24 protein-coding genes and 1 pseudogene are annotated in these 21,045 nt (G+C 65.7%); 15 read left to right on the top strand and 10 right to left on the bottom strand.

Translation table 11 applies throughout. The features are described 5' to 3' along the window. Window positions 1–11 precede the first annotated feature (11 nt). From MIC98_RS02890 to MIC98_RS02855, 8 genes are all read left to right on the top strand, one after another. Window positions 12–425 (top strand): SirB2 family protein, encoded by a 414-nt coding sequence (locus MIC98_RS02890; RefSeq protein WP_057641895.1) that lies wholly within the window; start codon window positions 12–14, stop codon window positions 423–425. Next, on the top strand, window positions 410–676 hold the full coding sequence (locus MIC98_RS02885; protein ID WP_239735354.1) for a DUF2249 domain-containing protein: 267 nt from the start codon (window positions 410–412) through the stop codon (window positions 674–676). Before MIC98_RS02890 ends, MIC98_RS02885 begins: the two co-directional genes overlap by 16 nt. Next, window positions 673–1,911 carry a hypothetical protein gene (locus tag MIC98_RS02880; protein ID WP_239735352.1) on the top strand — a complete coding sequence of 413 codons (1,239 nt, stop codon included), beginning with the start codon at window positions 673–675 and terminating at the stop codon, window positions 1,909–1,911. Before MIC98_RS02885 ends, MIC98_RS02880 begins: the two co-directional genes overlap by 4 nt. 144 nt (window positions 1,912–2,055) lie before the next feature. Continuing rightward, a complete protein-coding gene (gene nirK / locus MIC98_RS02875) occupies window positions 2,056–3,132 on the top strand; it encodes a copper-containing nitrite reductase (protein ID WP_239735349.1) in 1,077 nt (358 codons plus the stop codon). 7 nt (window positions 3,133–3,139) lie between these two features. After that, entirely contained in the window at window positions 3,140–3,913 is a 774-nt protein-coding gene (locus tag MIC98_RS02870) for a formylglycine-generating enzyme family protein (protein WP_239735347.1), read from the top strand. Then, entirely contained in the window at window positions 3,910–4,500 is a 591-nt protein-coding gene (locus MIC98_RS02865; RefSeq protein ID WP_239735345.1) for an SCO family protein, read from the top strand. Before MIC98_RS02870 ends, MIC98_RS02865 begins: the two co-directional genes overlap by 4 nt. A gap of 33 nt (window positions 4,501–4,533) precedes the next feature. Beyond that, window positions 4,534–4,989, top strand: a complete 456-nt coding sequence (gene azu / locus MIC98_RS02860; protein WP_239735343.1) for an azurin — start codon at window positions 4,534–4,536, stop codon at window positions 4,987–4,989. A 65-nt stretch (window positions 4,990–5,054) separates the two neighbouring features. After that, entirely contained in the window at window positions 5,055–5,294 is a 240-nt protein-coding gene (locus tag MIC98_RS02855) for a hypothetical protein (RefSeq protein WP_057641887.1), read from the top strand. Between the two features lie 105 nt (window positions 5,295–5,399). Here the strand turns inward: MIC98_RS02855 and MIC98_RS02850 are convergent, their stop codons facing one another. The 4 genes from MIC98_RS02850 to MIC98_RS02835 form a co-directional block, all read right to left on the bottom strand. Further along, entirely contained in the window at window positions 5,400–5,675 is a 276-nt protein-coding gene (locus MIC98_RS02850) for a hypothetical protein (RefSeq protein ID WP_057641888.1), read from the bottom strand. Between the two features lies 1 nt (window position 5,676). After that, window positions 5,677–6,666 carry a porphobilinogen synthase gene (hemB, locus tag MIC98_RS02845; RefSeq protein ID WP_239735340.1) on the bottom strand — a complete coding sequence of 330 codons (990 nt, stop codon included), beginning with the start codon at window positions 6,664–6,666 and terminating at the stop codon, window positions 5,677–5,679. Window positions 6,667–6,689: 23 nt separating this feature from the next. Next, entirely contained in the window at window positions 6,690–7,604 is a 915-nt protein-coding gene (locus tag MIC98_RS02840; protein ID WP_239735329.1) for a bestrophin family ion channel, read from the bottom strand. 94 nt (window positions 7,605–7,698) lie between these two features. Continuing rightward, window positions 7,699–7,947: a hypothetical protein gene (locus tag MIC98_RS02835; RefSeq protein ID WP_239735327.1), complete on the bottom strand. Its 249-nt coding sequence runs from the start codon at window positions 7,945–7,947 to the stop codon at window positions 7,699–7,701. 113 nt (window positions 7,948–8,060) lie between these two features. On the opposite strand from MIC98_RS02835, the gene MIC98_RS02830 reads away from it, so the two are divergent. Next, window positions 8,061–8,477: a hypothetical protein gene (locus MIC98_RS02830; RefSeq protein WP_239735325.1), complete on the top strand. Its 417-nt coding sequence runs from the start codon at window positions 8,061–8,063 to the stop codon at window positions 8,475–8,477. 89 nt (window positions 8,478–8,566) lie between these two features. On the opposite strand, the gene MIC98_RS02825 is transcribed toward MIC98_RS02830, so the two are convergent. Both MIC98_RS02825 and MIC98_RS02820 read right to left on the bottom strand, forming a co-directional pair. After that, on the bottom strand, window positions 8,567–9,754 hold the full coding sequence (locus tag MIC98_RS02825) for a glutathionylspermidine synthase family protein (protein WP_239735323.1): 1,188 nt from the start codon (window positions 9,752–9,754) through the stop codon (window positions 8,567–8,569). Between the two features lie 4 nt (window positions 9,755–9,758). Next, window positions 9,759–10,328: a DUF1190 domain-containing protein gene (locus tag MIC98_RS02820; protein WP_239735321.1), complete on the bottom strand. Its 570-nt coding sequence runs from the start codon at window positions 10,326–10,328 to the stop codon at window positions 9,759–9,761. A gap of 226 nt (window positions 10,329–10,554) precedes the next feature. Between MIC98_RS02820 and ilvD the strand changes: the two genes are divergently transcribed. After that, window positions 10,555–12,393, top strand: a complete 1,839-nt coding sequence (gene ilvD, locus MIC98_RS02815) for a dihydroxy-acid dehydratase (RefSeq protein ID WP_239735319.1) — start codon at window positions 10,555–10,557, stop codon at window positions 12,391–12,393. Between the two features lie 41 nt (window positions 12,394–12,434). On the opposite strand, the gene MIC98_RS02810 is transcribed toward ilvD, so the two are convergent. Then, window positions 12,435–13,466, bottom strand: a complete 1,032-nt coding sequence (locus MIC98_RS02810) for an integron integrase (RefSeq protein ID WP_239735317.1) — start codon at window positions 13,464–13,466, stop codon at window positions 12,435–12,437. A gap of 216 nt (window positions 13,467–13,682) precedes the next feature. Between MIC98_RS02810 and MIC98_RS02805 the strand changes: the two genes are divergently transcribed. The 5 genes and pseudogenes from MIC98_RS02805 to MIC98_RS02785 all read left to right on the top strand — a co-directional run bounded on the left by MIC98_RS02805 (window position 13,683) and on the right by MIC98_RS02785 (window position 17,120). Beyond that, the gene (locus MIC98_RS02805; protein ID WP_239735316.1) at window positions 13,683–13,859 is read left to right on the top strand and encodes a hypothetical protein; all 177 of its coding nucleotides are present in this window, start codon (window positions 13,683–13,685) and stop codon (window positions 13,857–13,859) included. A 172-nt stretch (window positions 13,860–14,031) separates the two neighbouring features. Continuing rightward, window positions 14,032–14,364, top strand: coding sequence for a quaternary ammonium compound efflux SMR transporter QacK (gene qacK, locus MIC98_RS02800; protein WP_239735314.1), 333 nt, complete (start codon window positions 14,032–14,034; stop codon window positions 14,362–14,364). A 131-nt stretch (window positions 14,365–14,495) separates the two neighbouring features. Next, window positions 14,496–15,334 (top strand): annotated as a pseudogene (locus MIC98_RS02795) (AadA family aminoglycoside 3''-O-nucleotidyltransferase). Between the two features lie 19 nt (window positions 15,335–15,353). Next, the gene (locus tag MIC98_RS02790) at window positions 15,354–15,899 is read left to right on the top strand and encodes an NADPH-dependent FMN reductase (protein ID WP_239735312.1); all 546 of its coding nucleotides are present in this window, start codon (window positions 15,354–15,356) and stop codon (window positions 15,897–15,899) included. A gap of 64 nt (window positions 15,900–15,963) precedes the next feature. After that, window positions 15,964–17,120, top strand: a protein-coding gene (locus MIC98_RS02785; protein WP_239734866.1) for an IS3 family transposase whose coding sequence is annotated in 2 segments (ribosomal slippage) — window positions 15,964–16,204 and window positions 16,204–17,120 — 1,158 coding nt in all. Because the reading frame shifts where the segments join, the coding sequence is not laid out codon by codon here. 833 nt (window positions 17,121–17,953) lie between these two features. On the opposite strand, the gene MIC98_RS02780 is transcribed toward MIC98_RS02785, so the two are convergent. The 3 genes from MIC98_RS02780 to MIC98_RS02770 form a co-directional block, all read right to left on the bottom strand. Beyond that, a complete protein-coding gene (locus MIC98_RS02780) occupies window positions 17,954–19,123 on the bottom strand; it encodes an XRE family transcriptional regulator (protein WP_275584548.1) in 1,170 nt (389 codons plus the stop codon). An 11-nt stretch (window positions 19,124–19,134) separates the two neighbouring features. Beyond that, the gene (locus MIC98_RS02775; RefSeq protein ID WP_239735308.1) at window positions 19,135–19,776 is read right to left on the bottom strand and encodes a hypothetical protein; all 642 of its coding nucleotides are present in this window, start codon (window positions 19,774–19,776) and stop codon (window positions 19,135–19,137) included. A 428-nt stretch (window positions 19,777–20,204) separates the two neighbouring features. Beyond that, window positions 20,205–21,041, bottom strand: a complete 837-nt coding sequence (locus MIC98_RS02770) for a class III extradiol ring-cleavage dioxygenase (RefSeq protein ID WP_239735306.1) — start codon at window positions 21,039–21,041, stop codon at window positions 20,205–20,207. Window positions 21,042–21,045: the final 4 nt, after the last annotated feature.

The raw sequence follows: 21,045 nt of genomic DNA, 5'->3' as shown, positions 1-21,045 counted from the left end.
CGATGCTCGGCATGATCACCTTCTACCCCGACATCAAGCTGGTGCACATCGCCTCGGCGCTGGCCAGCGGCGGCCTGTTCGCGCTGCGCGCGCTGGCGATGCTGGCCGGCATGCGCTGGCCGCGTCTGGCCGCGGTGCGCTACCTGAGCTACACCATCGACACCGTGCTGCTGACCGCGGCGATGATGCTGTTGACCATCATCGCCAAGAACTTCCCCGCCGGCTTTTTCGGCAACGGCTGGCTGTGGGTGAAGATCGGCTTCCTGCTCGGCTACATCGGCCTGGGCATCGCCGCGTTCCGGCCGAAACTGGCCACCGCCAAGCGCGCGCTGCTGGTCGCCGCGGCGCTGCTGTGCTTCGCGCAGATCTACGGCATCGCCCGCACCCACCACCCGCTGGGCTGGCTGCTGTGGCTGGTGGGCTGACGCCGCTGCGGCTGGACCTGCGCCAGCTGCCGGCGCCGGAACCGATGCAGCGCATCCTCGACCAGTTGCAGACGCTGCCCGCCGGGCAGCTGCTGCTGGCGTTGACGCCCCTGTACCCGGCGCCGCTGCTGCCGATCCTCGCGCAATGGGGCTTCGTCTGGCACGTGCACGACACGCCGGACGGCGGCGCCCGCATCGCCATCTGCCACGCCTCCGACCGGCACCTGCTCGACACGCCGCCGGCGGCATGAGCGGGCTGGCATTCACCCAGGCGCCCGCACCGGCGCTGCCGATGCGTTACCTGCTGGCGGCGCAGGCGTGGGGCGTGGTCGCCGGCCTGTGGCTGGCGTGGCAGGGCGAGGTGGCGCTGGCCTCACGCTGGACACCGGCGACGCTGGTACTGGTGCACATGCTGGCGCTGGGCCTGCTGGGCAACGCGATGCTGGGCAGCCTGGTGCAGTTCCTGCCGGTGGCTGCGACCAGCCCGCTGCCGGCACAGCGCTGCGTGCCGTGGTTGCAGGCCGCCTTCAATGCCGGCGTGGTGCTGTTGCTGCTGGCGCTGGCCACGCCGCTGCGCTGGCTCGCGCCCATTGCCGCCGTGCTGCTGGGCGGCAGCCTCGCCGCGTTCGCGGTGCTGGCGCTGGTGGCGCTGTCGCGCGGCAACGGCGAACGCGCAGTGCGCGACGGCATCGGCATGGCCGTACTGGCGCTGCTGGCGACGCTGGCGCTGGGACTGGTGCTGCTGGCCGCACGCAGCGGCTGGCACACGCCGGTATCGCCCGGACTGGTGAACCTGCACGCCATCGTCGGCGGCGTCGGCTGGGTACTGGGCCTGCTGGTTGCGGTGGGCAGCGTCACCCTGCCGATGCTGCAAGGCACGCGCGCGATACCGCCGTCATGGCTGCGCGGGGCGCAGGCCGTGGTGCTGGCGGCGCTCGCCATCGCCGTCGCTGCGTGGAGCGGCGTGCTGCCGGACGCCACATGGCGCGGCATGGCCGTGCCGTTCGCACTGTTCGCCGCCGGTGTGCTGCTGGTGCAGTCACGCACGCAGTACCAGCGCAATCCGCTGCTGCGCCGGTTCTGGCGCTGGGGCGGCATCGCCCTGCTGGGCGGCGGCGCGGCGGCGCTGCTGCCGGGTGGACACGTGCTGCTGGGTGGCGCGCTGGTGCTCGGCATCGGCCTGCCGTTGCTGGTGGTCGGCATGGCGCTGGAAATCACCGGCTTCCTGACCTGGATCGCGCTGCGCCAGCGGGTGCCGCGCGGCACCCGCGTGCCCGGCGTGGGCAGCCTGTTCGACGAAGCGACGAAGCGGCGGGTACTGCATGCGCACCTGCTGGCGGCCACGCTGCTGTTGCCGGCCGTGTTCGCCCCTGTTTTTTCCTGCATCGCCGGCATCGCGCTGGCCGTCGCGTACGCGCTGGGGCTGCACGCGCAATGGCGCTGCTGGCGGCAGGTGCGCCACGGTTTTTCGACTACCCCACGCTGACCGCGGATGCAGGCTTGACGCAGGTCAAGCAGCGGTGCGTTGGCGCCATGCGCGGCCCCTGAATTGATGCAAATCAACGAGGCGATTCGCGTGCGCTCCTAACGTAGGTCCCGTCAACCAACGACGCTACTTCAGGAACGCGCCATGAGACGCTTGCAGCACCACGTACTGTCCTACGCCCTCGCCAGCGGCATCGCCGCGATGTTCGCCGCGCCGGCCTTCGCCGCGCCCAAGGCGCCGACCGCGGCCCCCGCCGCGCAGCTGGAAACCATCCACGCCGTGCTGACCGCACCGCCGATGGTGCCGCCGCCGATCACGCGCAAGACCCCGGCCAAGGTCGTCGTCGACCTGGAGATGGTCGAGAAGGAAATGCGCATCGCCGACGGCGCCACCTACAACTTCTGGACCTTCGGCGGCTCGGTGCCGGGCAGCTTCATCCGCGTGCGCAAGGGCGACACGGTCGAGTTCAAGCTGAAGAACCACCACAGCTCGCACGTGCCGCACAACATCGACCTGCACGCGGTCACCGGCACCGGCGGCGGCGCCGAGGCCACCAACACGCTGCCGGGCCATGAAACGCAGTTCACCTTCAAGGCGCTCAACCCGGGCCTGTACGTGTACCACTGCGCGATGGCGCCGGTGGGCATGCACATCGCCAACGGCATGTACGGCCTGATCCTGGTCGAGCCGGAGGAAGGCCTGGAGCCGGTGGACAAGGAGTTCTACGTGATGCAGGGCGACTTCTACACCGAAGGCGCGCACGGCGACCCGGGCCTGCAGTCCTTCAGCCTGGAGAAGGCCATCGACGAGCACCCGACCTACGTGGTGTTCAACGGCTCGGAAGGCTCGCTGACCGGCGACAACGCGCTCACCGCCAAGGCCGGCGAGAAGATCCGCATCTTCGTCGGCAACGGCGGCCCGAACCTGGTGTCCAGCTTCCACGTCATCGGCGAGATCTTCGACAAGGTCTACTTCGAAGGCGGCAGCAAGTACCAGGAGAACGTGCAGACCACGCTGGTCCCGGCGGGCGGTTCGGCCATCGTCGAATTCAAGGCCGACGTGCCGGGCAACTTCGTGCTGGTGGACCACAGCATCTTCCGCACCTTCCACAAGGGTTCGCTGGGCATCCTCAAGGTCACCGGCGAGGAGAACCACGAGATCTACACCGGCCAGCAGCACGACCGCGAGTACCCGGAAGGCGAACCGCAGGGCGGCAGGTAACCCGGCGATGGAACGGATGCGGCCACTGCTGCTCACCCTGGCCCTGGCACCGGCGCTCGCCGGCGCCAGCGGCCCGGAACCGGGCTACCGGATGCTCGACGGCGGCGCGTTCCATTCCTCGGTCCGCTTCGAGGATGCCACCGGCCTGGTGCCGGTGGCGCCTTACCAGCTGATGCAACACCCGGTGACGAATGCGCAGTTCGCCGCGTTCGTCGCCGCACACCCGCAATGGCGGCGCGACCGCATCCCGGCGCTGTTCGCCAGCCCCGGCTACCTCGGCTACTGGGAAACGGCCGACGGCCCCGGTGCCACGGTTGCCGCCGACGCCCCGGTGGCCCACGTGAACTGGTATGCCGCCGACGCCTATTGCCGCGCGCAGGGCGCACGCCTGCCGACCTTCCTGGAATGGGAGTTCGCCGCCGCCGCCGACGCCACCCGCCGCGATGCCCGCGACGACCGCGCCTGGCGCCTGCGCCAGATCAACGACGGCACCCCGCGCGCCATCGACGCCGCCGCCGACGCGCCGGCCAACGCCTGGGGCATCCACGGCCTGCACGGTGCCAACTGGGAATGGAGCGGCGACTTCACCTCGCTGCTGGGCGACGGCGACCGCCGCGGCCAGGAGGATGGCGAGGCATTGCGCTTCTGCGGCGCCACCGCACTGGCCTTCAACGACCCCGGCGACTACGGCGTGGTCAAACGCTTCGTCCTGCTGTCCGCCCTGCAACCATCCAGCACGCTCGGCAACCTCGGTTTCCGCTGTGCAAGGAGCCAACCATGAAATCCTCCCCCCTCCTGCTGGCCCTCGCCCTCGGCATGGCCGCCCTCGCATCGCCGGTCCGCGCCGCCGACACCACCGCGCCGGCGTTGCCGGGGCAATCGCTGTACCACCTGCAGGCCGGCTTCACCGACCAGGACGGCCACGCCCTGCAATGGCACGACCTGCGCGGACGCCCGCAGCTGGTTTCCATGCTGTACACCAACTGCCACCTGATGTGCCCGCTGATCGTCGAGAACGCCAAGGGCGTGCAGAAGCAGCTCACCCCGGCACAACGCGAAAAACTCGGCATCGTCATGCTCAGCCTCGACCCGGCGCGCGACACCCCCGCAGTGATGGCCGACATGGCCGGGCGCCACCGCGTCGGCGACGGCTGGCGCTTCCTGCAACCGGACGCCGACGACGTACCCGCCCTGGCCAACGTGCTCGACGTGCGCTACCGCTTCCGCGAGGACGGCAGCATCAACCACACCAGCGCGCTGGTACTGCTCGACGCCGACGGCCGCGTCCTCGCCCGCAGCGAAGTGAGCAGCGCCGTCCCCGACCCGGCCTTCATCGACGACGTCCGCAAGGCGTTGGCCGGCGGCTGACCCACCCGTTTCCTGCACCTCAAGGAGCACGACATGAAACTTTCCCGCCCCCTCCTCGCCCTCGCCCTGCTCGGCGCCGCCGGCATGGCCCAGGCCGCCGGCAACTGCACCATTTCGCTGAAGGGCGACGACGCCATGAAGTTCGACCTGCGCGAGGCCACCGTGTCGGCCAGCTGCGCCACCGTCACCGTCGAACTGACCCACACCGGCAAGCTGCCGGTCGCCGCGATGGGCCACAACGTGGTCATCACCCCCACCGCCGACCTGGCCGCCGTGGCCCGCGACGGGGTCAAGGCCGGCACCGCCAACGACTACGTGGCCAAGGACGATGCCCGCGTGATCGCCCACACCGCCTTGATCGGCGGCGGCGCCACCACCCGCGTCAGCTTCCCCGGCCGCAAGCTCACCGCCGGTGGCGACTACAGCTTCTTCTGCAGCTTCCCCGGCCACTCCGCGCTGATGAAGGGCAAGCTGGTCGTCACCAACTGACCCGTCCGCCGCGCGCTGCCATCACCTCGCAGCGCGTGCCTCCCCGCTTTTTCCGGAATACCGCAATGGAATACGTCATCCGCCTCGGCGACACCCCGGCCGACCTGGCCGCCATCGAACAGCAGTTGCTGGAGATCGACCCGGCCGCCCTGATCGACCACGACCCGGCCACCGCCACCCTGCGCTGCTCCACCTGCGCGCTGGAAGTGGAACTGCTGCCGGCACTGGCCCGCGCCGGCCAGCGCCTCGCCCCCGGCGCCATCGAGCTGCAGCCCTCGGTGTGCTGCGGCGGCTGCAGCGGCTGAGTGCAGACGGGGCTTGCCCAACATGCGGTTGATTCCGTAGGTCGGGGCTACGCCCCCGACGCTCCGGACATCAAGGATCCCCCATGTCGGGGGCGTGGCCCCGACCTACGGGGTGCGCAGCACCTCGGCGCGGCGGCGCTCGTACTCGGCGTCGCCGATCCGGCCGCTCTGCCGCAGGCCGGCCAGTTCGCGCAGCCGCGCTTCCACCTCCGGCGCCGGCGGCGATTGCCGCTGCAGGCGCTCGGCCGCCGAGGGCAGTTCCGGCGGACGCCGCAACGCGCGCAGCACGGCGACGACCAGCCCGCCGATCACCAGCGCGAACACCGTCACCCCCGCGATCCACACCACCCACTGCCAGGGCTGCATGCCGGGCGCGTCCATCTCAGGCTTCCTTCAACCAGCGCGCGATCTGCGGCGCGTAATAGGTCAGCACGCCATCGGCGCCGGCGCGCTTGAAGCCGATCATCGTCTCCATCACGCACTTGCGCTCGTCCAGCCAGCCGTTGGCGGCGGCGGCCTTGAGCATCGCGTACTCGCCGCTGACGTGGTATGCGAAGGTCGGCACGCCGAACTCCTGCTTCACCCGCCACACGATGTCCAGGTACGGCATGCCCGGCTTGACCATCACCATGTCCGCGCCTTCCTCCAGGTCCAGCGCGATCTCGCGCAGCGCCTCGTCGCCGTTGGCCGGGTCCATCTGGTAGGTCTTCTTGTCGGCCTTGCCGAGGTTGCCGGCGCTGCCCACCGCGTCGCGGAACGGGCCGTAGAACGCCGAGGCGTACTTGGCCGAGTAGGCCATGATGCGGGCGTGGATGTGGCCGGCTTCGTCCAGCGCATCGCGGATCGCGCCGATGCGGCCGTCCATCATGTCCGAGGGCGAGACGATGTCCACGCCGGCCTCGGCATGCGACAGCGACTGCTTGACCAGCGCCTCGACGGTGACGTCGTTGAGCACGTAGCCGCGCGCGTCGATGATGCCGTCCTGGCCGTGGGTGGTGTACGGGTCCAGTGCCACGTCGGTCATCACCCCCAGCTCGGGGAAACGCTGCTTCAACGCGCGCACCGCACGCTGCGCCAAGCCATCCGGGTTCCAGGCCTCGGCCGCGTCCAGCGACTTGCGCGACGCGTCGAGCACCGGGAACAGGTCGATCACCGGCACGCCCAGCTGCAAGGCCTGCTCGGCCTCGCGCAGCAGTTCGTCGATCGACAACCGCTCCACACCCGGCATCGACGCCACCGGAGCGCGGCCGGGCAGCTCGTGCACGAACACCGGCCAGATCAGGTCGTCGGCGGTGAACACGTGCTCGCGCATCAGCCGCCGCGAGAATTCATCACGGCGCATGCGGCGGGGGCGGTAGCGGGGGTGGAACATGGCGGTACTCCGGTACGTTGAAGTCATTGCAGCAGGTAGCCCTGCGGTTGCAGCGGCTCGGGCAGCGGGCGCTCGCCCAGTGCGTCGAGCACGTCGATCTCGATGGTGCGCACCATCGCGTCCAGCGGCAGGTCGTTGGCTTCCAGCCCGAACGGTTCTTCCAGCTCTTCGCCCACCTGGTCCAGGCCGAAGAACGCATAGGCCAGCAGCATCGACACCACCGGCGTGGCCCAGCCCAGCGCGCCGGCCAGGCCGAACGGCAGCAGCACGCAGAACAGCCATACGCAGCGATGCAGCAACAGGGTGTAGGCAAACGGCAGCGGCGTGCCGGCGATGCGCTCGCACGCGCCCTGCACCGACGCCAGCGCATGCAGGTGCGCCTCGAAGCGGCCGTACAGGTAGGAATCGATCCGGCCGGCGCGCAGCGATGCGGCCAGTTCCGCCGCCACCAGCGCCAGCAGCCCGTCGGGCACGTTGCGCCGCTCGAACGCGGCAAGCTGGTCCGGCTCCAGCCACGGCATCGCCGCGGCGATCTCCTCGCGCCCGCGCAGCTGCGCGGCCAGCGCATGGGAAAAACCGACCAGCGGCCGCGACACCCTGCGCCGCAATGCCGCGTCGGCCGGCAGCAAGGCATTGGCGAGGCGCGCGAAACCGCGTGCCTCGATCAGCAGTTGCCCCCACAGCTTGCGCCCTTCCCACCAGCGCTCGTGGCAGGCGTTGTTGCGGAAGCTCAGGAAGATCGACAGCACCAGCCCGAGCAGGGTGAACGGCGCCACCGCCAGGCCACCGGCGGCGAACGGGTGCCATACCTTGGCCAGCAGGGTCGCGCCCACCGCCAGCCCGCCGATCGCCAGCACCCGCGGGGCGATGGCCGGCACGATCGAGCCACGCCGGATGTACAGCAGCTGCCAGCCGCGGGGGCGGGGTTGGATGATCATCGTCGGGGCATTGCGCCTGCAGCGGGCCTCGGGCGCCGGCACCTGCCGCCGGCATGGCCCCGCATTCTACGCCCGGCGGGTGCGCCGGCGGGCTTCAGACGATGCCGCCACCCAGGCTCAGGCGGATCACCCCGACCACGATGACGATGCCGTTCAGCAGCAGCCCGGTGCGGGCGCGGCCGTGCTTGCCGGCATGGGTGAACAGCAGGCCGATGGCGGCGATGATCGCCCCCACCGTCGCGAACGGGATCAGGAACCAGTTGCCCCAGCCCAGCAGCGGGATGAAGGCCAGCAGCATCCACAGCAGCGCCACGATGCCCCATATCAGGCTGATCAGGCCCATTTTTCTTTCTCCGGTCGGTTGCCGCGCGTACCCTTGCCGGGAGCCGTGGTTCGCAGGCGATTCAGTGATGGCTGCCGATGATTCACGGACCACCGTCGCCGGGGAGTGAAACCATGAAATTCCCGCTCGTCATCGCACTGGGCATCGCCCTGATTGCCACCGGTTGCGCCAGCACTTCCAGAGTCATGCTGGGGCAGGCGCGCGCGCCGGTGGACCCGGCCAGCGTGCAGGTCTATTCCACGCCGCCGGCCGGTTCGATGGAGATCGCCCAACTCGAATCCTCCAGTGCGGTCGGCTTCGGCACCCAGGGCCAGACCGACGCGGCCATCGCCCGGCTCAAGCGCGAGGCCGCCGCGCTGGGCGCCAACGGCGTGGTGCTGATGGGCGTGGGCGCCGGCGGCTCGCCGGTGGGCATGTCGGTCGGCGCCGGCAGCTTCGGCCGCCACGGCGGCGGCGGTTTGAGCATGGGCATCCCGACCCAGCAGAAGCGCGCGGCCGGCATCGCCATCTGGGTGCCGCCGGAAAGATAGGCGATTACCGGTAGGTCGGGGTTACACCCCCGACGCAGGGACCCGAACGAATGCACGCGTCGGGGACGTAGCCCCGACCTACGCGGCGATCAGACGTAAATGCGGGTATTGCCCGCCGGCGCGTCGTCGATGATCGCGTGCGGCAAAAAGCGTGCGCTGTCGCGGGTGATGCGGCTGTCGTCCTCGCGCACGCCGATGCCGCAGGCGTTGTCGCCCACCACCCAGCTGCCGACCAGCGGGTAGTTGCCGGCGAACGCCGGCAACGGATGGAACGCCTGCACGATGCACGGCCCGGCATAGGGTCCCTCGCTTTCCTGCCAGCGGCCATCGGGCATGTGCATGGCGACATTGGCGCCCTCGCGCGAATGCAGCGGCTTGCGCACCCAGCCGGCCGGCAGCGCGCGACCATCGTCGAAATGCGCTTCGAGCAGGTTCGGATGGCCGCGGTGGCGCTGCCACAACAGCGGCAGGATGCCCTTGTTGCTCAGCATCGCCTTCCATGCCGGCTCCAGCAGCTGCACGCCCGATCCCGGCAGCGCGGCGCCGAAGTCCTCGCGCATCAGGTCCTCCAGCGGGTACAGCTTGAACAGGCTGCCGATCACCACGTCATCGAGGTCGGTGAAGCGGCCATCTTCCGACAGGCCGATGTCCTCGATGGCGATGGCCGCGCCGTGCAGGCCGGCCTGTGCCGCGCAGTCGCGCAGGTAGGCCACCGTGCCCTGGTCCTCCTCCGACTCGCGCACCGCGCTGAAATACAGCGGCGGCGGCAGGCGCGCGGCCAGCCCGGCGAAGCGTTCGACCAGCGCCTCGTGGAGGGAATTGAACTGGTCGGCCTGCTGCGGCAGCGCGCCGCGGTTGCGCTGGTCCTCCAGCCACTGCCACTGGAAGAATGCGGCCTCGTACAGCGAGGTCGGGGTGTCGTAGTTCAGTTCGTACAGCTTGGCCGGGCCGTTGCCGTCGTAGGCGAAATCCAGCCGGCCGTAGAGGTGCGGGTCGCCACGGCGCCAGCTTTCGGCGATCCAGTCGCGGAACGGTGCGGGGATCGCCAGCCGTTCCATCAGTTCCTCGCTGGCCACGACGTCGCCGACCAGGTCCAGCGCCATCGCGTGCAGCTCGGCGCTGGGGTCTTCCAGGTCGTCCTCGATCTGGCGCAGGGTGAAGGCGTAGTACGCGGTTTCGTCCCAGTACGGTGCGCCGTCGATGGTGTGGAAGCGGAAGCCACCCTCGGCGGCGCGAGCGCGCCAGTTGGAGCGCTCGGCGATGGCGACGCGCTTCACCGCATCAACCGCCGAAGCTGCCGCGGCCGCGGCTGCTGTTGCCGAAACCGCCACGACGCGCGGTGACGGCACGGTTCGGTTCGGCGTTCACCGGCGCCAGCCCGGCCTTGCCCGCACCGATGCGGCTGGCGGTGTTCAGCCCGCCGCTGCCGCCCGGTGCCGCCGCCGGCCTGGCCCAGCCGTTGGCCTTGTCGCGGAACGCCGGCTGCGACGCCGGCGGCGCGGCCACCGCACCGGCGCGACCGTTGAGCATCTGCGACATGAAGAAGCCCATCATCATCGGCCCGACGAACGAATGCCCGGCGCTGGTGCGCTGGGGCACGCACTGCTCGGCCGGGTATTCCTGCGCGCATTCCTCGCGGCTGGCGTACTGCGGCGCGGCGTCGGCGGCCTGCTGCTGCGCGGCGGCGAACGCCTGGCGGCAGCTGGAAGGATCGCCGGTCGCTTCGCTGCAGGCCTCCACCGAGGTGTACAGCCCTTCCTGCACCTGCACCGTCGGCTCCTGCTGGCAGGCGGTGAACAGCAGCGGCGCGGTACTCATCAGCAGCAGCGCGGTGGTCCTGGAACGCTTCATCATCGTAATCCCATGAAAATCGTGGCCGAATGATGCCCGATCCAGCCGCCGCGGGCATCTGCACGCGCGGGAAAGCCCTGTAAGCGACGCGAGTCGCGACAGCTTTCCCGGTAATGCCTCGGTCGCGACTCGCGCCGCTCCTACAGGCTTTGTGCAAGGCAACGGTTGCAACAGCAACCGGGTTCTTCATGCAGAATCGCCGCACTGCATTCCGCATTCCCCCGCCATGCCCGAATACCGCTCGAAAACCTCCACCGCCGGCCGCAACATGGCAGGCGCCCGCGCCCTGTGGCGCGCCACCGGCATGACCGACGGCGACTTCCACAAGCCGATCATCGCCGTGGCCAACTCCTTCACCCAGTTCGTGCCTGGCCACGTGCACCTGAAGGACCTGGGCCAGCTCGTGGCGCGCGAGATCGAAGCGGCCGGCGGCGTGGCCAAGGAGTTCGACACCATCGCCGTGGACGACGGCATCGCGATGGGCCACGACGGCATGCTGTATTCGCTGCCCAGCCGCGAGATCATCGCCGACTCGGTGGAATACATGGCCAACGCGCACTGCGCCGACGCGCTGGTGTGCATTTCCAACTGCGACAAGATCACCCCCGGCATGCTGATGGCCGCGCTGCGGCTGAACATCCCGGTGGTGTTCGTCTCCGGCGGGCCGATGGAAGCCGGCAAGACCCGGCTGGCCGAGCACAAACTCGACCTGGTGGACGCGATGGTGATGGCCGCCGACGCCAGCGTCAGCGACGAGCAGGTGGCCGCCGTCGAACGCAGCGCCTGCCCCACCTGCGGCTCGTGCAGCGGCATGTTCACCGCCAACTCGATGAACTGCCTGACCGAAGCGCTGGGCCTGTCGCTGCCCGGCAATGGCACCGTGGTGGCCACCCACGCCGACCGCGAAGCGCTGTTCAAGCGCGCCGGGCGGCTGATCGTCGAGCTGTGCCACCGCTGGTATGGCGGCGAGGACGCCAACGCCTTGCCGCGCGGCATCGCCACCTTCGAAGCGTTCGAGAACGCGATGACGCTGGACATCGCGATGGGCGGCTCCACCAACACCATCCTGCACCTGCTCGCCGCCGCGCAGGAGGCCGAGGTGGCCTTCGACCTGCGCGACATCGACCGCCTGTCGCGACGCGTGCCGCAGCTGTGCAAGGTGGCGCCGAACACGCCCAGGTACCACGTCGAGGACGTGCACCGCGCCGGCGGCATCATGGCCATCCTCGGCGAACTGGCGCGCGGCGGCCTGCTGCATGCCAATGTGCCGACCGTGCACAGCCGCACCCTGGGCGAAGCCATCGCGCGATGGGACGTGACGCAGACGCAGGACGCGGCCGTCCACAACTTCTACAAGGCCGGCCCGGCCGGCATCCCGACGCAGGTGGCCTTCAGCCAGAGCACGCGCTGGCCGTCGCTGGATCTGGATCGTAGCGAAGGCTGCATTCGTGACGTGGCCCGCGCCTATTCCAGCGAGGGCGGGCTGGCGGTGCTGTACGGCAACCTCGCCGCCGATGGCTGCGTGGTCAAGACCGCCGGCGTGGATGAATCCATCCACGTGTTCGAGGGCAGCGCGCGCGTCTATGAAAGCCAGGACGCGGCGGTGAAGGGCATCCTCGGCGACGAAGTACAGGCCGGCGAAGTGGTCGTCATCCGCTACGAAGGCCCGAAGGGCGGCCCGGGCATGCAGGAAATGCTGTACCCGACCTCGTACCTGAAATCGAAAGGGCTGGGCAAGGCCTGCGCCCTGCTTACCGATGGCCGCTTCTCCGGCGGCACCTCCGGCCTGAGCATCGGCCACTGCTCGCCGGAAGCCGCCGCCGGCGGCAACATCGCGCTGGTGCGCGACGGCGACCGCGTCCGCATCGACATCCCGCAGCGCAGCATCGACCTGCTGGTGGACGAGGCCGAACTCGCCCGCCGCCGCGACGAGCAGGCCGCACGTGGCTGGAAGCCGGCGCTGCCGCGCCCGCGCAAGGTCAGCACCGCATTGAAGGCCTACGCCCTGCTGGCCACCAGTGCCGACAAGGGCGCGGTGCGCGACAAGGCGCTGCTGGAAGACTGAAAGCCCCTGCATCGGTGCCGGGCTTGCCCGGCACGCGCCATTCATGCCGGCCCCGGCACGACACCCGGCAGCCGATCCAGCGGACTGAGCAATCCGCCGGCACCGCGTCCCAATACATGCGTGTAGATCTGCGTGGTCGCCACGTCCTTGTGCCCCAGCAGCTCCTGCACCGTGCGGATGTCATGGCCGGCTTCGAGCAGATGCGTGGCAAAGGAGTGCCGCAACGAATGGCAGGTGGCCGGCTTGGTGATGCCGGCTCGCGCACGGGCCGCCTTGATTGCCCGCTGCAAGGTTTCCTCCCCCGCATGGTGGCGCCCGGAACGGCCACTGCGCGGATCGGTGGAAATCCGCGAGGAAGGAAACAGGTATTGCCAGGCCGGCTCGCCGTCGGCATCGGGATATTTGCGGGACAGCGCATGCGGCAGGTGGACGCGGCCAAAGCCCCGCGCCAGATCCCGATGGTGCAGGAGCAATGCACGCTCCCGTTGCCGCAACAAACGCCCATGCAACGATTCGGGCAGCGGCACGCGCCGGTCCTTGTCGCCCTTGCCGCTGCGCACGCAGATTTCCCGCCGCGCGAAATCCACATCCTTGATGCGCAGGCGCAGGCATTCCATCAAGCGCATGCCGGTGCCGTAAAGCAGGCGCGCCATCAGTTCCGGCAACCCCTCGGGCATCACCGACAACAGCCGCGCCACCTCCTCCTGCGCCAACACCACCGGCAACCGGCGCGGGCGCTTGGCGCGCACCACCTCTTCCATCCACGGCAACTCGATTTCCAGCACTTCGCGATACAGGAACAAGAGCGCCGACAGCGCCTGGTTCTGCGTGGCCGCCGAGACATTGCCCACCGTCGCCAACCGCGTGAGGAATATCTCGACCTCCCGCCCACCCAGTTCCTTCGGGTGGCGCCTGCCATTGGCGAGAATGAAGCGGCGGATCCAACCCACATAGGCCTGCTCGGTGCGGATGCTGTAATGCCGCAACCGGATACGCCCGCGGACCTGCTCAAGCAGGCGCGGCGGGCGAAGCCCCGCCCCCGATACACCGGATGGTTGAGGGGTGTAATCCATGGCACGGCATCTTTGCGGCATAACACCCGCAGCCTATGGCACGCGCCATGTCTGCAACGCTCAGCCAACCCTTTGAAGCCATGTGGGATTTCCCTGATTCACAAGGCGGGAAGAAGCCGCCATACTCGGGGCGACGCCGCGATTAGGCGGTCCAATAAGTGTTAGACCGCTATGACAAGCACGCACCTTGCTGAAACGACGAACCAGATCACCAGCATGCTCATCGTCGTGGCTGGAGCATTTGTGGCTACCGGGGTAATCGGCTTTCTCGCAGCCCGGTTGTTAGGGGGCAAGTCAAAGCCAAAGCGCCAGGCAATCTTCACCCTTGTGTCCGGCGTCTGCTTCCTCGGCATCGTGTACTACGTGTACTTGCACATGGCGGGCCGTGCGTGACTAGGTCGCGGTCTAACAACTCATTCAAGCCGAACCCGCTTCGCGGGTCGGCTTAATTCCGGCGTTAGATGTAATTAACCGGAAAGTTGCGCACGAATAATTTTTTTCTTCAAGACTGCAACTTTAAGAGAAAAGAACACATAATCCCTTCGAATCATATTGGAGGCGGATCATGAAAAGCTGGTTATTTCTTACTGTTGCAATTCTTGGAGAGGTAGTTGCAACATCTGCATTAAAGTCCAGTGAAGGTTTTACGAAGCTCGTACCATCTTTCATCGTAATTGTTGGCTATGGAATTGCATTTTATTTCCTTTCATTGGTCTTTAAGTCTATTCCTATAGGGGTGGCCTATGCAGTTTGGTCTGGCCTTGGCGTAGTATTAGTCACTGCTGTTGCATGGGGGCTTTACGGGCAAAAGATTGATGCATGGGGTTTCGTGGGTATTAGTTTAATAGTTTGCGGTGTATTGGTTTTAAATTTGCTTTCTAAAGCAAGCGTTCATTAAGTGGCACTGGCATCTAACAATCGGCAGCAGGCGGACAGCCTACACTACGCAGTTTTGTGTTACTCGCTGCGCTCAAACATTAACACAAAACCGCTCCGTTACGGCTGCCGCTGTGCCGGGCGTTAGACATCATGAGGGTAGCGGTGACCATCGAAATTTCGAACCAACTATCAGAGGTGCTAAGCGTCATTGAGCGCCATCTGGAATCAACGTTGCTGGCCGTGCATTTGTACGGCTCCGCAGTGGATGGCGGCCTGAAGCCATACAGCGATATTGATTTGTTGGTTACTGTGGCCGTAAAGCTTGATGAAACGACGCGGCGAGCATTGCTCAATGACCTTATGGAGGCTTCGGCTTTCCCTGGCGAGAGCGAGACGCTCCGCGCTATAGAAGTCACCCTTGTCGTGCATGACGACATCATCCCGTGGCGTTATCCGGCTAAGCGCGAGCTGCAATTTGGAGAATGGCAGCGCAATGACATTCTTGCGGGTATCTTCGAGCCAGCCATGATCGACATTGATCTAGCTATCCTGCTTACAAAAGCAAGAGAACATAGCGTTGCCTTGGTAGGTCCGGCAGCGGAGGAATTCTTTGACCCGGTTCCTGAACAGGATCTATTCGAGGCGCTGAGGGAAACCTTGAAGCTATGGAACTCGCAGCCCGACTGGGCCGGCGATGAGCGAAATGTAGTGCTTACGTTGTCCCGCATTTGGTACAGCGCAATAACCGGCAAAATCGCGCCGAAGGATGTCGCTGCCGACTGGGCAATAAAACGCCTACCTGCCCAGTATCAGCCCGTCTTACTTGAAGCTAAGCAAGCTTATCTGGGACAAAAAGAAGATCACTTGGCCTCACGCGCAGATCACTTGGAAGAATTTATTCGCTTTGTGAAAGGCGAGATCATCAAGTCAGTTGGTAAATGATGTCTAACAATTCGTTCAAGCCGACCGCGCTACGCGCGGCGGCTTAACTCCGGCGTTAGGCCTCACATGAAAGTTCTCGGTCTGTGCGGCAGCCTTCGTTCGCAGTCTCTCAGCGCTGCCTTGCTTCGTGCAGCCCAGTCCCTGTCTCCGACCGGTGTCGATTTTCGTATCTTTGATCGCCAAGGACAGCTGCCTCTGTTCAACCCGGAGCTGGAGCCAAATGCTCCCGAGCCTGTTCTGGCGTTATGGGAGTCCGTTACCGCCTCCGATGCCATCGTCATTGCAAGCCCTGAGTACGCTCATGGCGTGACTGGCACCATCAAGAACACGCTGGACTGGCTTGTTGGGCATATCCCATTCGCATACAAGCCCGTAGCCGTTCTCAACCCCGCGTATCAGTCTCATCACGCGGACGAAGCGCTCAAAGAGATCCTGCGCACAATGTGCGCTGACCTTATTCAACCGGCCTGTGTGCGCGTACCGGTCATAGGCTCTGGCGTCGCCCCCGGCGACATTGCAACGACAGCAGTGTTCTCATCTGCGCTAAGCTCGTCCCTCCAGGCCATCGTCGCCCATGTCCAGCAGGTTCAAGGGCTGCGGCGTGAGGCCTAACAAGGGTTCACCCCCGTTTTCACGGACACTTACGAGAAGGCCGATCGAGGCCTGAGGAGTGTTCATGTCGAAGCGAAGGAAGTTCAGCGCCGAGTTCAAGCGCGGTGCTATTGAGCAGGCCAGCCAGCCGGGTGTGAGCTGTGCCCAAGTGGCTCGGGAGTTGGGGATCCGCGACACCCTGTTGACCCGCTGGAAGCGGGAAGCCCAGAGCCAGGGGGTGGTGGCTTTCGGCGGCAGCGGGACGCCCCGGGACGAAGAGCTGGCCCGCCTCAAGCGCGAGCTGGCCCGGGTGAGGAAGGAACGGGATTTTTTGCGAGAAGCGGCGACGTTCTTTGCCAAGGGATCATCCTGAGGTATCAGGTGATCGAACGTTGCCGCGACGCGTTTCCGGTTCGACTGATGTGCCGCTGCCTGAAGGTGTCGGCCAGCGGTTACTACGACTGGAGCCAGCGACTGCCCAGCGCCCGACAGCGCGACAACCAGCGCCTGGCCGCGCGAATCCGCGAGATGCACGAGGACAGCCGTGGCACTCTCGGCGCCGGTCGCATGCACGAAGACCTGGTCGATCAGGGCGAGTCGGCCAGCTTGAACCGCGTGGCGCGACTGATGGCGGCCGAGGGTTTGCAGGGCTGGCCGCGCCCGAAGCGGCGCGGTCAGCGCGGACGGCCGGCGCTCACGCCTCCGGGCGTGCGCAACCTGCTGGAGCGGGACTTCACCGCACTGGAGCCGGAGACCAAATGGGTCACCGACATCACTGAGATCAAAACAGGACAAGGCAAGCTGTATCTATGCATCGTGCTGGATTTGTTCGACCAGCGCGTGGTGGGTTGGTCGATGCACCACAGGCAGGACCGGCACATGGTGATCCGGGCGGTGCAGATGGCGGTATGGCAGCGGCAAGGCGCGGAGCCGGTGATCCTGCATTCCGATCGCGGCAGTCAATTCCGAAGCGGCGACTACCAGCGGTATCTGTCGAGAAACGGCCTGGTCTGTTCGATGAGCGCGGTGGGACACTGCGGCGACAACGCGGCCTGCGAAGGGTTTTTCGGCGTGCTCAAGCGCGAGCGGATCTACCGCACGAAGTACCTGACACTCGATGCAGCGAAGACTGATGTGTTCGAATACGTCGAGCGGTTCCATAACCCGAGGATGCGGCGAAGAGTCGCCAGGCGCGATCGGGAGTTCCAAGCTCTTTCACAACCGTCCGTGATTTCGGGGTAGAACCCGTGAGATCGCCTTTGATCTTGAAGACTGGGGAGCACAGGCGAGGAAGTTCGAAGTCGTACTCCACGCGCTCTGCAAGGCCAATACGCGTGTGTTCCCTAGTCAGCAGTTCCTCAGCTTAATGTTGGTCTCTAAGCGAAAAAGTTCTATCCACCGTGCGCCATCATTCAGCGCCTACATAGATCTTCAGATGCAACCTGGCCAGGATCTCTTAGCGGGTCGGACCATGGCAAGAAGAATCATGGACCTGTCCATGACCTTGCTGGGGAACGGCGTACGCGAGAGGGGCGTGGCGCGTGAACTTCTGGAGAAATTCGCTATTACGGCTGAAACAGCTAGAGAATGCGCCCGGACGGCGATGGTTATAAGGAAAGCTATGCTGTCCCAAGCGTTCTCAGCGGCGGGTGACCCAGTCGAGTGCCGCGGGAAGAAGACGAGACTTGCCCGGAAGAGAAAATGAGTGCAGCAGTCGCTGCCAGGCTGGTGCCCTCGGCAGTCACCCGAACCCTGTCCCCATCGGACGGCCATACTCAAAGAACGGGCGGAACGCCTCAGTCTTGAAATCATCTGCGTACCGCTTCCTGTTCAGAAGCTCCATCCGCCCAGGCCATAGCTTGACTACGAGGTATCTCCAGAACCTTGGACGATACCGGCTCTTCACGGGCGACTGCGGCTATAACGCTCAAGGGTCTTCAGTAGCGCGCGTTTGAAATTTTGCAGGTTTCTCTCATCCAGCTGTCGGCTATCGGCCGTCAGCCAACCGATGCTCCTTCGCGAATCCAAATACAAGCATGCGCTACGAGGGCCCTGTCCAAGTCTCACTCCCGATACTAACCCTTCACCAAACGCAAGTTGGCCCTTCTCGCAGCGGGATCAGCCATTCTTGGAGCTCCACCCTGCAGTGCGTTGAGCATTAGCCCAAACGTAAGCTCGTTAATCTCGTCAGAAAATATCGCTAGCTGTTGGGCAACATCCGCTTTCGACACGCCTTCTTCGCGAAGTGCTCCGAATACCTTTTCAAGCACTAATGATTTCTCGTGCGGCATACCTTCAGGCTCCGACTTGCGGTAGCCCGCTTGCGCCAACTGGATGCAAAGCGTGCGGTAAGTCCAGTCAGTTGTCAGGCCAAGGGCATGCATCCGGTAGTTCAGCGCTGCCAAGGAGACTGCCCAGTGCTTCTTGTGCCGGATGAGACTCGATAGCGTCGGCGCACGCGGCGCCATGGCAAGCACGCTCGCCCGCGGCATGAGAAAAGCGGACGCAAACGCATTTGCCTCGCGCTCGAGGTCGGGACCATGGGGTTGGGCATGTTGGTGTAGCACCAGGTGGCCCAGCTCATGCGCGGCATCAAACCGGCAGTGTTCGGCCGACTTGAACGTGTTGAGGAAGACGTACGGCCGGCCACCACTCCACATCGAAAAGGCATCCACTTCCTTGGCATCGATTGCCAGGGAATAGACCCGGATGCCCTTGGATTCCAGCAGGGCAATCATGTTCTTGATCGGCAACTCGCCGATGCCCCAGTGAGCGCGCAGCATTTCTGCCGCCGTCTCAGGGGTCTGGGAAGAAGACGATGTCGGATAGGCTTCTGGCTCTTGTGCGTGTTTGTGCGCGCTAACGGGGCGACTGTCCCCTCCCTCACGCCCCAAATCCGGAACGTCAGGGTCTGGCAGGGCGAACCGCGCCTCAATCCATTCGTTCAACAGCAGAGCAACAGCGCCCGCACCAAGCGCGGTGTCGCGCTGGCTGGCTGTCATCTTCGAAAGCGAACGGAAACTCGCCACATCGGGGTGAGGAACTTCCGGATCCACACCAAAGAAAAAGGCTTCGGGGAACCGAAGCGCTTCCGAGAGCTTTCTAAGCGTATTGGCCTCTGGCTCTTGGGAGCCCGTCTCGTAGTTGGACACGGACTTCTCTGTTACCCCAATTTTTTCGGCCAACTCACGCTTTTTCATCCCTCGCCGTTTGCGGGCGAGGGTAAGCCGTAAAGCATTAAACATAGCAACCTCGGTCACGCTTTGCGGCGGATCTCAATATCGATGTCGGGACCACCCGGCTCGAGGATTTCCGTCAGGTCATCGTCAAACGGAATGCTACCGAGCACGATGCGTTCCGACCATGATGTGATCTTGCCGTCATTACCGATTTCAGCCGGCAATGACAGCTCAAAGCGGATCTCACCCCTGGACGTATCCGTGTGGTGCATCAATATCCACGTCTGGTTGCCCTCGGCGTCGTCCTTGATCTCTTGCATGAACTCTTCGAAGAGCACCATCTGACGATTCGCCTCGATGGCCTCAACAGTGTTGCGACCCTTCTTCGAACGGTTCGACGGATGGGCATACGGGTTGCCCGTCCCCTCGTCGCCCGAGGCCACGGCGATAGCAAGGTTCAACGACTCGTTCACGGTCACCGGGAAGCTGCCGACATCCTGCCGGATCCAGTCCAGCGGCCTCAGCTGGTCCCTCAGGGCGGCAACGACCTCGCCCCACATGACCAAGCCCGGGAAGTTGCGAGGGTGGTTAGGGGTCAATCGGGTGCGCTGCAAGTGACCCTGATAGATGGCCTCGCGAAGCGCCACCTCGGTGACCCCCAACTGTTCCAGGCGACTGGCGATTTCTTCTGGAGCGTCGTAATGGATCTTTGGGATCATCGGGATCTGCCTCAGGGGGACTTCCGATAATCTTCCCTCATTTGAGGGAGAAAAACAAGAAGTCTGTGCTGCGCGCTGACCAGCACCCTGCCATGTTTCGTCAGCATCGAACCCATCCTCCACACCAAGTAGGCCCATCGTCCGTCTATCGGGTGTCCCTGACGCAACGTCCCTCGTGAGCACGGCTATGCCTGAAGTGCGGCAACCAAAGTCTGAACTTTATGCCCAAGCGCCAACCCCGAGAACCGTAAAGTATTGATGTTAAAGAATTTGTGTGAAGGACGCTGCCAACCTATGGTTTCGAGGTAACCATAGGTTGATCTGTACAGAGCGCTTTTAGCTAAACCTATGGTTGCGCAGCAGGATCAACCTATCGTTGCCCGTCTAGATGCGTGCGCGCACCGCGGCACCGGAATGGCACTGGCCCATCAGTCGAAACGGAAGGCGGACAAGGTGGTTTTCATCACCTCCTCCGAATAGACCTTGCGGCCCACGCCGCCGCTGCCCGCACCGGCGGCGACCAGCAGCGGCAGCAGGTGTTCCTCGGCGCCCGGCGGGTGGCTGTCGCGGGCGTGCGGTGCCTCGGCCCACTGCCGCAGCAGGGCCTCGCGCTGCGGTGTTTCGCTTTCCACCGCGGCGGTCAGCCATGCGTCGAACCGCGCCGACAGCGGCGTGTAGCGCGGGTCGCCATAGCCGCGCATGTTGTGGAAGCTCATGCCGCTGCCGACGACCAGCACGCCCTCGTCGCGCAGGGTGGCCAGCGCGCGGCCGGCGGCGATGTGTGCGGCCGGGTCGAGGTCGCGGCGCAGCGACAGCTGGACCACCGGGACGTCCGCCTTCGGGAACATCAGCTTGAGCGGGATGAACACGCCGTGGTCATGGCCGCGCACCGGGTCGATGCGCGTCAGCGTGCCGGCCTGCCCCAGCAGCTGCGCGATGCGCCCGGCCAGTTCGGGCTGGCCGGGGGCCGGATAGGTCAGTTCATAGGTATGCGCGGGGAAGCCGCTGTAGTCATGGATCAGCGGCGGCCGGGCGCTGCCGGTGACGTTGAAATCCCGTTCCAGCCAGTGCCCGGACACCAGCACGATCGCGCGCGGCGCCGCCGGCAGGGTCGCGGCCACGCCCTTGAGGAAGGCGGCCATGCCGTCCCAGGTATCGGCCGGGTTCCAGTCCATGAAGAAGCAGGGGCCGGCGCCGTGGGGGACGAAGAGAACGGGCATGCGCGCGCTGTGCGTCGCGGTACTGGAAGTGAGGTTGGTGTTCATGACC

The sequence above is a fragment of the Stenotrophomonas sp. NLF4-10 genome, assembly GCF_022359915.1.
Taxonomy (GTDB): domain Bacteria; phylum Pseudomonadota; class Gammaproteobacteria; order Xanthomonadales; family Xanthomonadaceae; genus Stenotrophomonas; species Stenotrophomonas daejeonensis.
Note: the sequence above shows the minus strand (reverse complement) of the source record. Positions and strands in the feature narration are given on the sequence as shown.

Bases quoted from the DNA above. Each gene is read 5' to 3' on its own strand.
- MIC98_RS02890 (WP_057641895.1), top strand. From the start codon at position 12: ATGATCACCTTCTACCCCGACATCAAGCTGGTGCACATCGCCTCGGCG.
- MIC98_RS02880 (WP_239735352.1), top strand. From the start codon at position 673: ATGAGCGGGCTGGCATTCACCCAGGCGCCCGCACCGGCGCTGCCGATG.
- nirK (WP_239735349.1), top strand. From the start codon at position 2,056: ATGAGACGCTTGCAGCACCACGTACTGTCCTACGCCCTCGCCAGCGGC.
- MIC98_RS02870 (WP_239735347.1), top strand. From the start codon at position 3,140: ATGGAACGGATGCGGCCACTGCTGCTCACCCTGGCCCTGGCACCGGCG.
- MIC98_RS02865 (WP_239735345.1), top strand. From the start codon at position 3,910: ATGAAATCCTCCCCCCTCCTGCTGGCCCTCGCCCTCGGCATGGCCGCC.
- azu (WP_239735343.1), top strand. From the start codon at position 4,534: ATGAAACTTTCCCGCCCCCTCCTCGCCCTCGCCCTGCTCGGCGCCGCC.
- MIC98_RS02855 (WP_057641887.1), top strand. From the start codon at position 5,055: ATGGAATACGTCATCCGCCTCGGCGACACCCCGGCCGACCTGGCCGCC.
- MIC98_RS02850 (WP_057641888.1), bottom strand. From the start codon at position 5,675: ATGGACGCGCCCGGCATGCAGCCCTGGCAGTGGGTGGTGTGGATCGCG.
- hemB (WP_239735340.1), bottom strand. From the start codon at position 6,666: ATGTTCCACCCCCGCTACCGCCCCCGCCGCATGCGCCGTGATGAATTC.
- MIC98_RS02840 (WP_239735329.1), bottom strand. From the start codon at position 7,604: ATGATCATCCAACCCCGCCCCCGCGGCTGGCAGCTGCTGTACATCCGG.
- MIC98_RS02835 (WP_239735327.1), bottom strand. From the start codon at position 7,947: ATGGGCCTGATCAGCCTGATATGGGGCATCGTGGCGCTGCTGTGGATG.
- MIC98_RS02830 (WP_239735325.1), top strand. From the start codon at position 8,061: ATGAAATTCCCGCTCGTCATCGCACTGGGCATCGCCCTGATTGCCACC.
- MIC98_RS02820 (WP_239735321.1), bottom strand. From the start codon at position 10,328: ATGAAGCGTTCCAGGACCACCGCGCTGCTGCTGATGAGTACCGCGCCG.
- ilvD (WP_239735319.1), top strand. From the start codon at position 10,555: ATGCCCGAATACCGCTCGAAAACCTCCACCGCCGGCCGCAACATGGCA.
- MIC98_RS02810 (WP_239735317.1), bottom strand. From the start codon at position 13,466: ATGGATTACACCCCTCAACCATCCGGTGTATCGGGGGCGGGGCTTCGC.
- MIC98_RS02805 (WP_239735316.1), top strand. From the start codon at position 13,683: ATGCTCATCGTCGTGGCTGGAGCATTTGTGGCTACCGGGGTAATCGGC.
- qacK (WP_239735314.1), top strand. From the start codon at position 14,032: ATGAAAAGCTGGTTATTTCTTACTGTTGCAATTCTTGGAGAGGTAGTT.
- MIC98_RS02790 (WP_239735312.1), top strand. From the start codon at position 15,354: ATGAAAGTTCTCGGTCTGTGCGGCAGCCTTCGTTCGCAGTCTCTCAGC.
- MIC98_RS02780 (WP_275584548.1), bottom strand. From the start codon at position 19,123: ATGTTTAATGCTTTACGGCTTACCCTCGCCCGCAAACGGCGAGGGATG.
- MIC98_RS02775 (WP_239735308.1), bottom strand. From the start codon at position 19,776: ATGATCCCAAAGATCCATTACGACGCTCCAGAAGAAATCGCCAGTCGC.
- MIC98_RS02770 (WP_239735306.1), bottom strand. From the start codon at position 21,041: ATGAACACCAACCTCACTTCCAGTACCGCGACGCACAGCGCGCGCATG.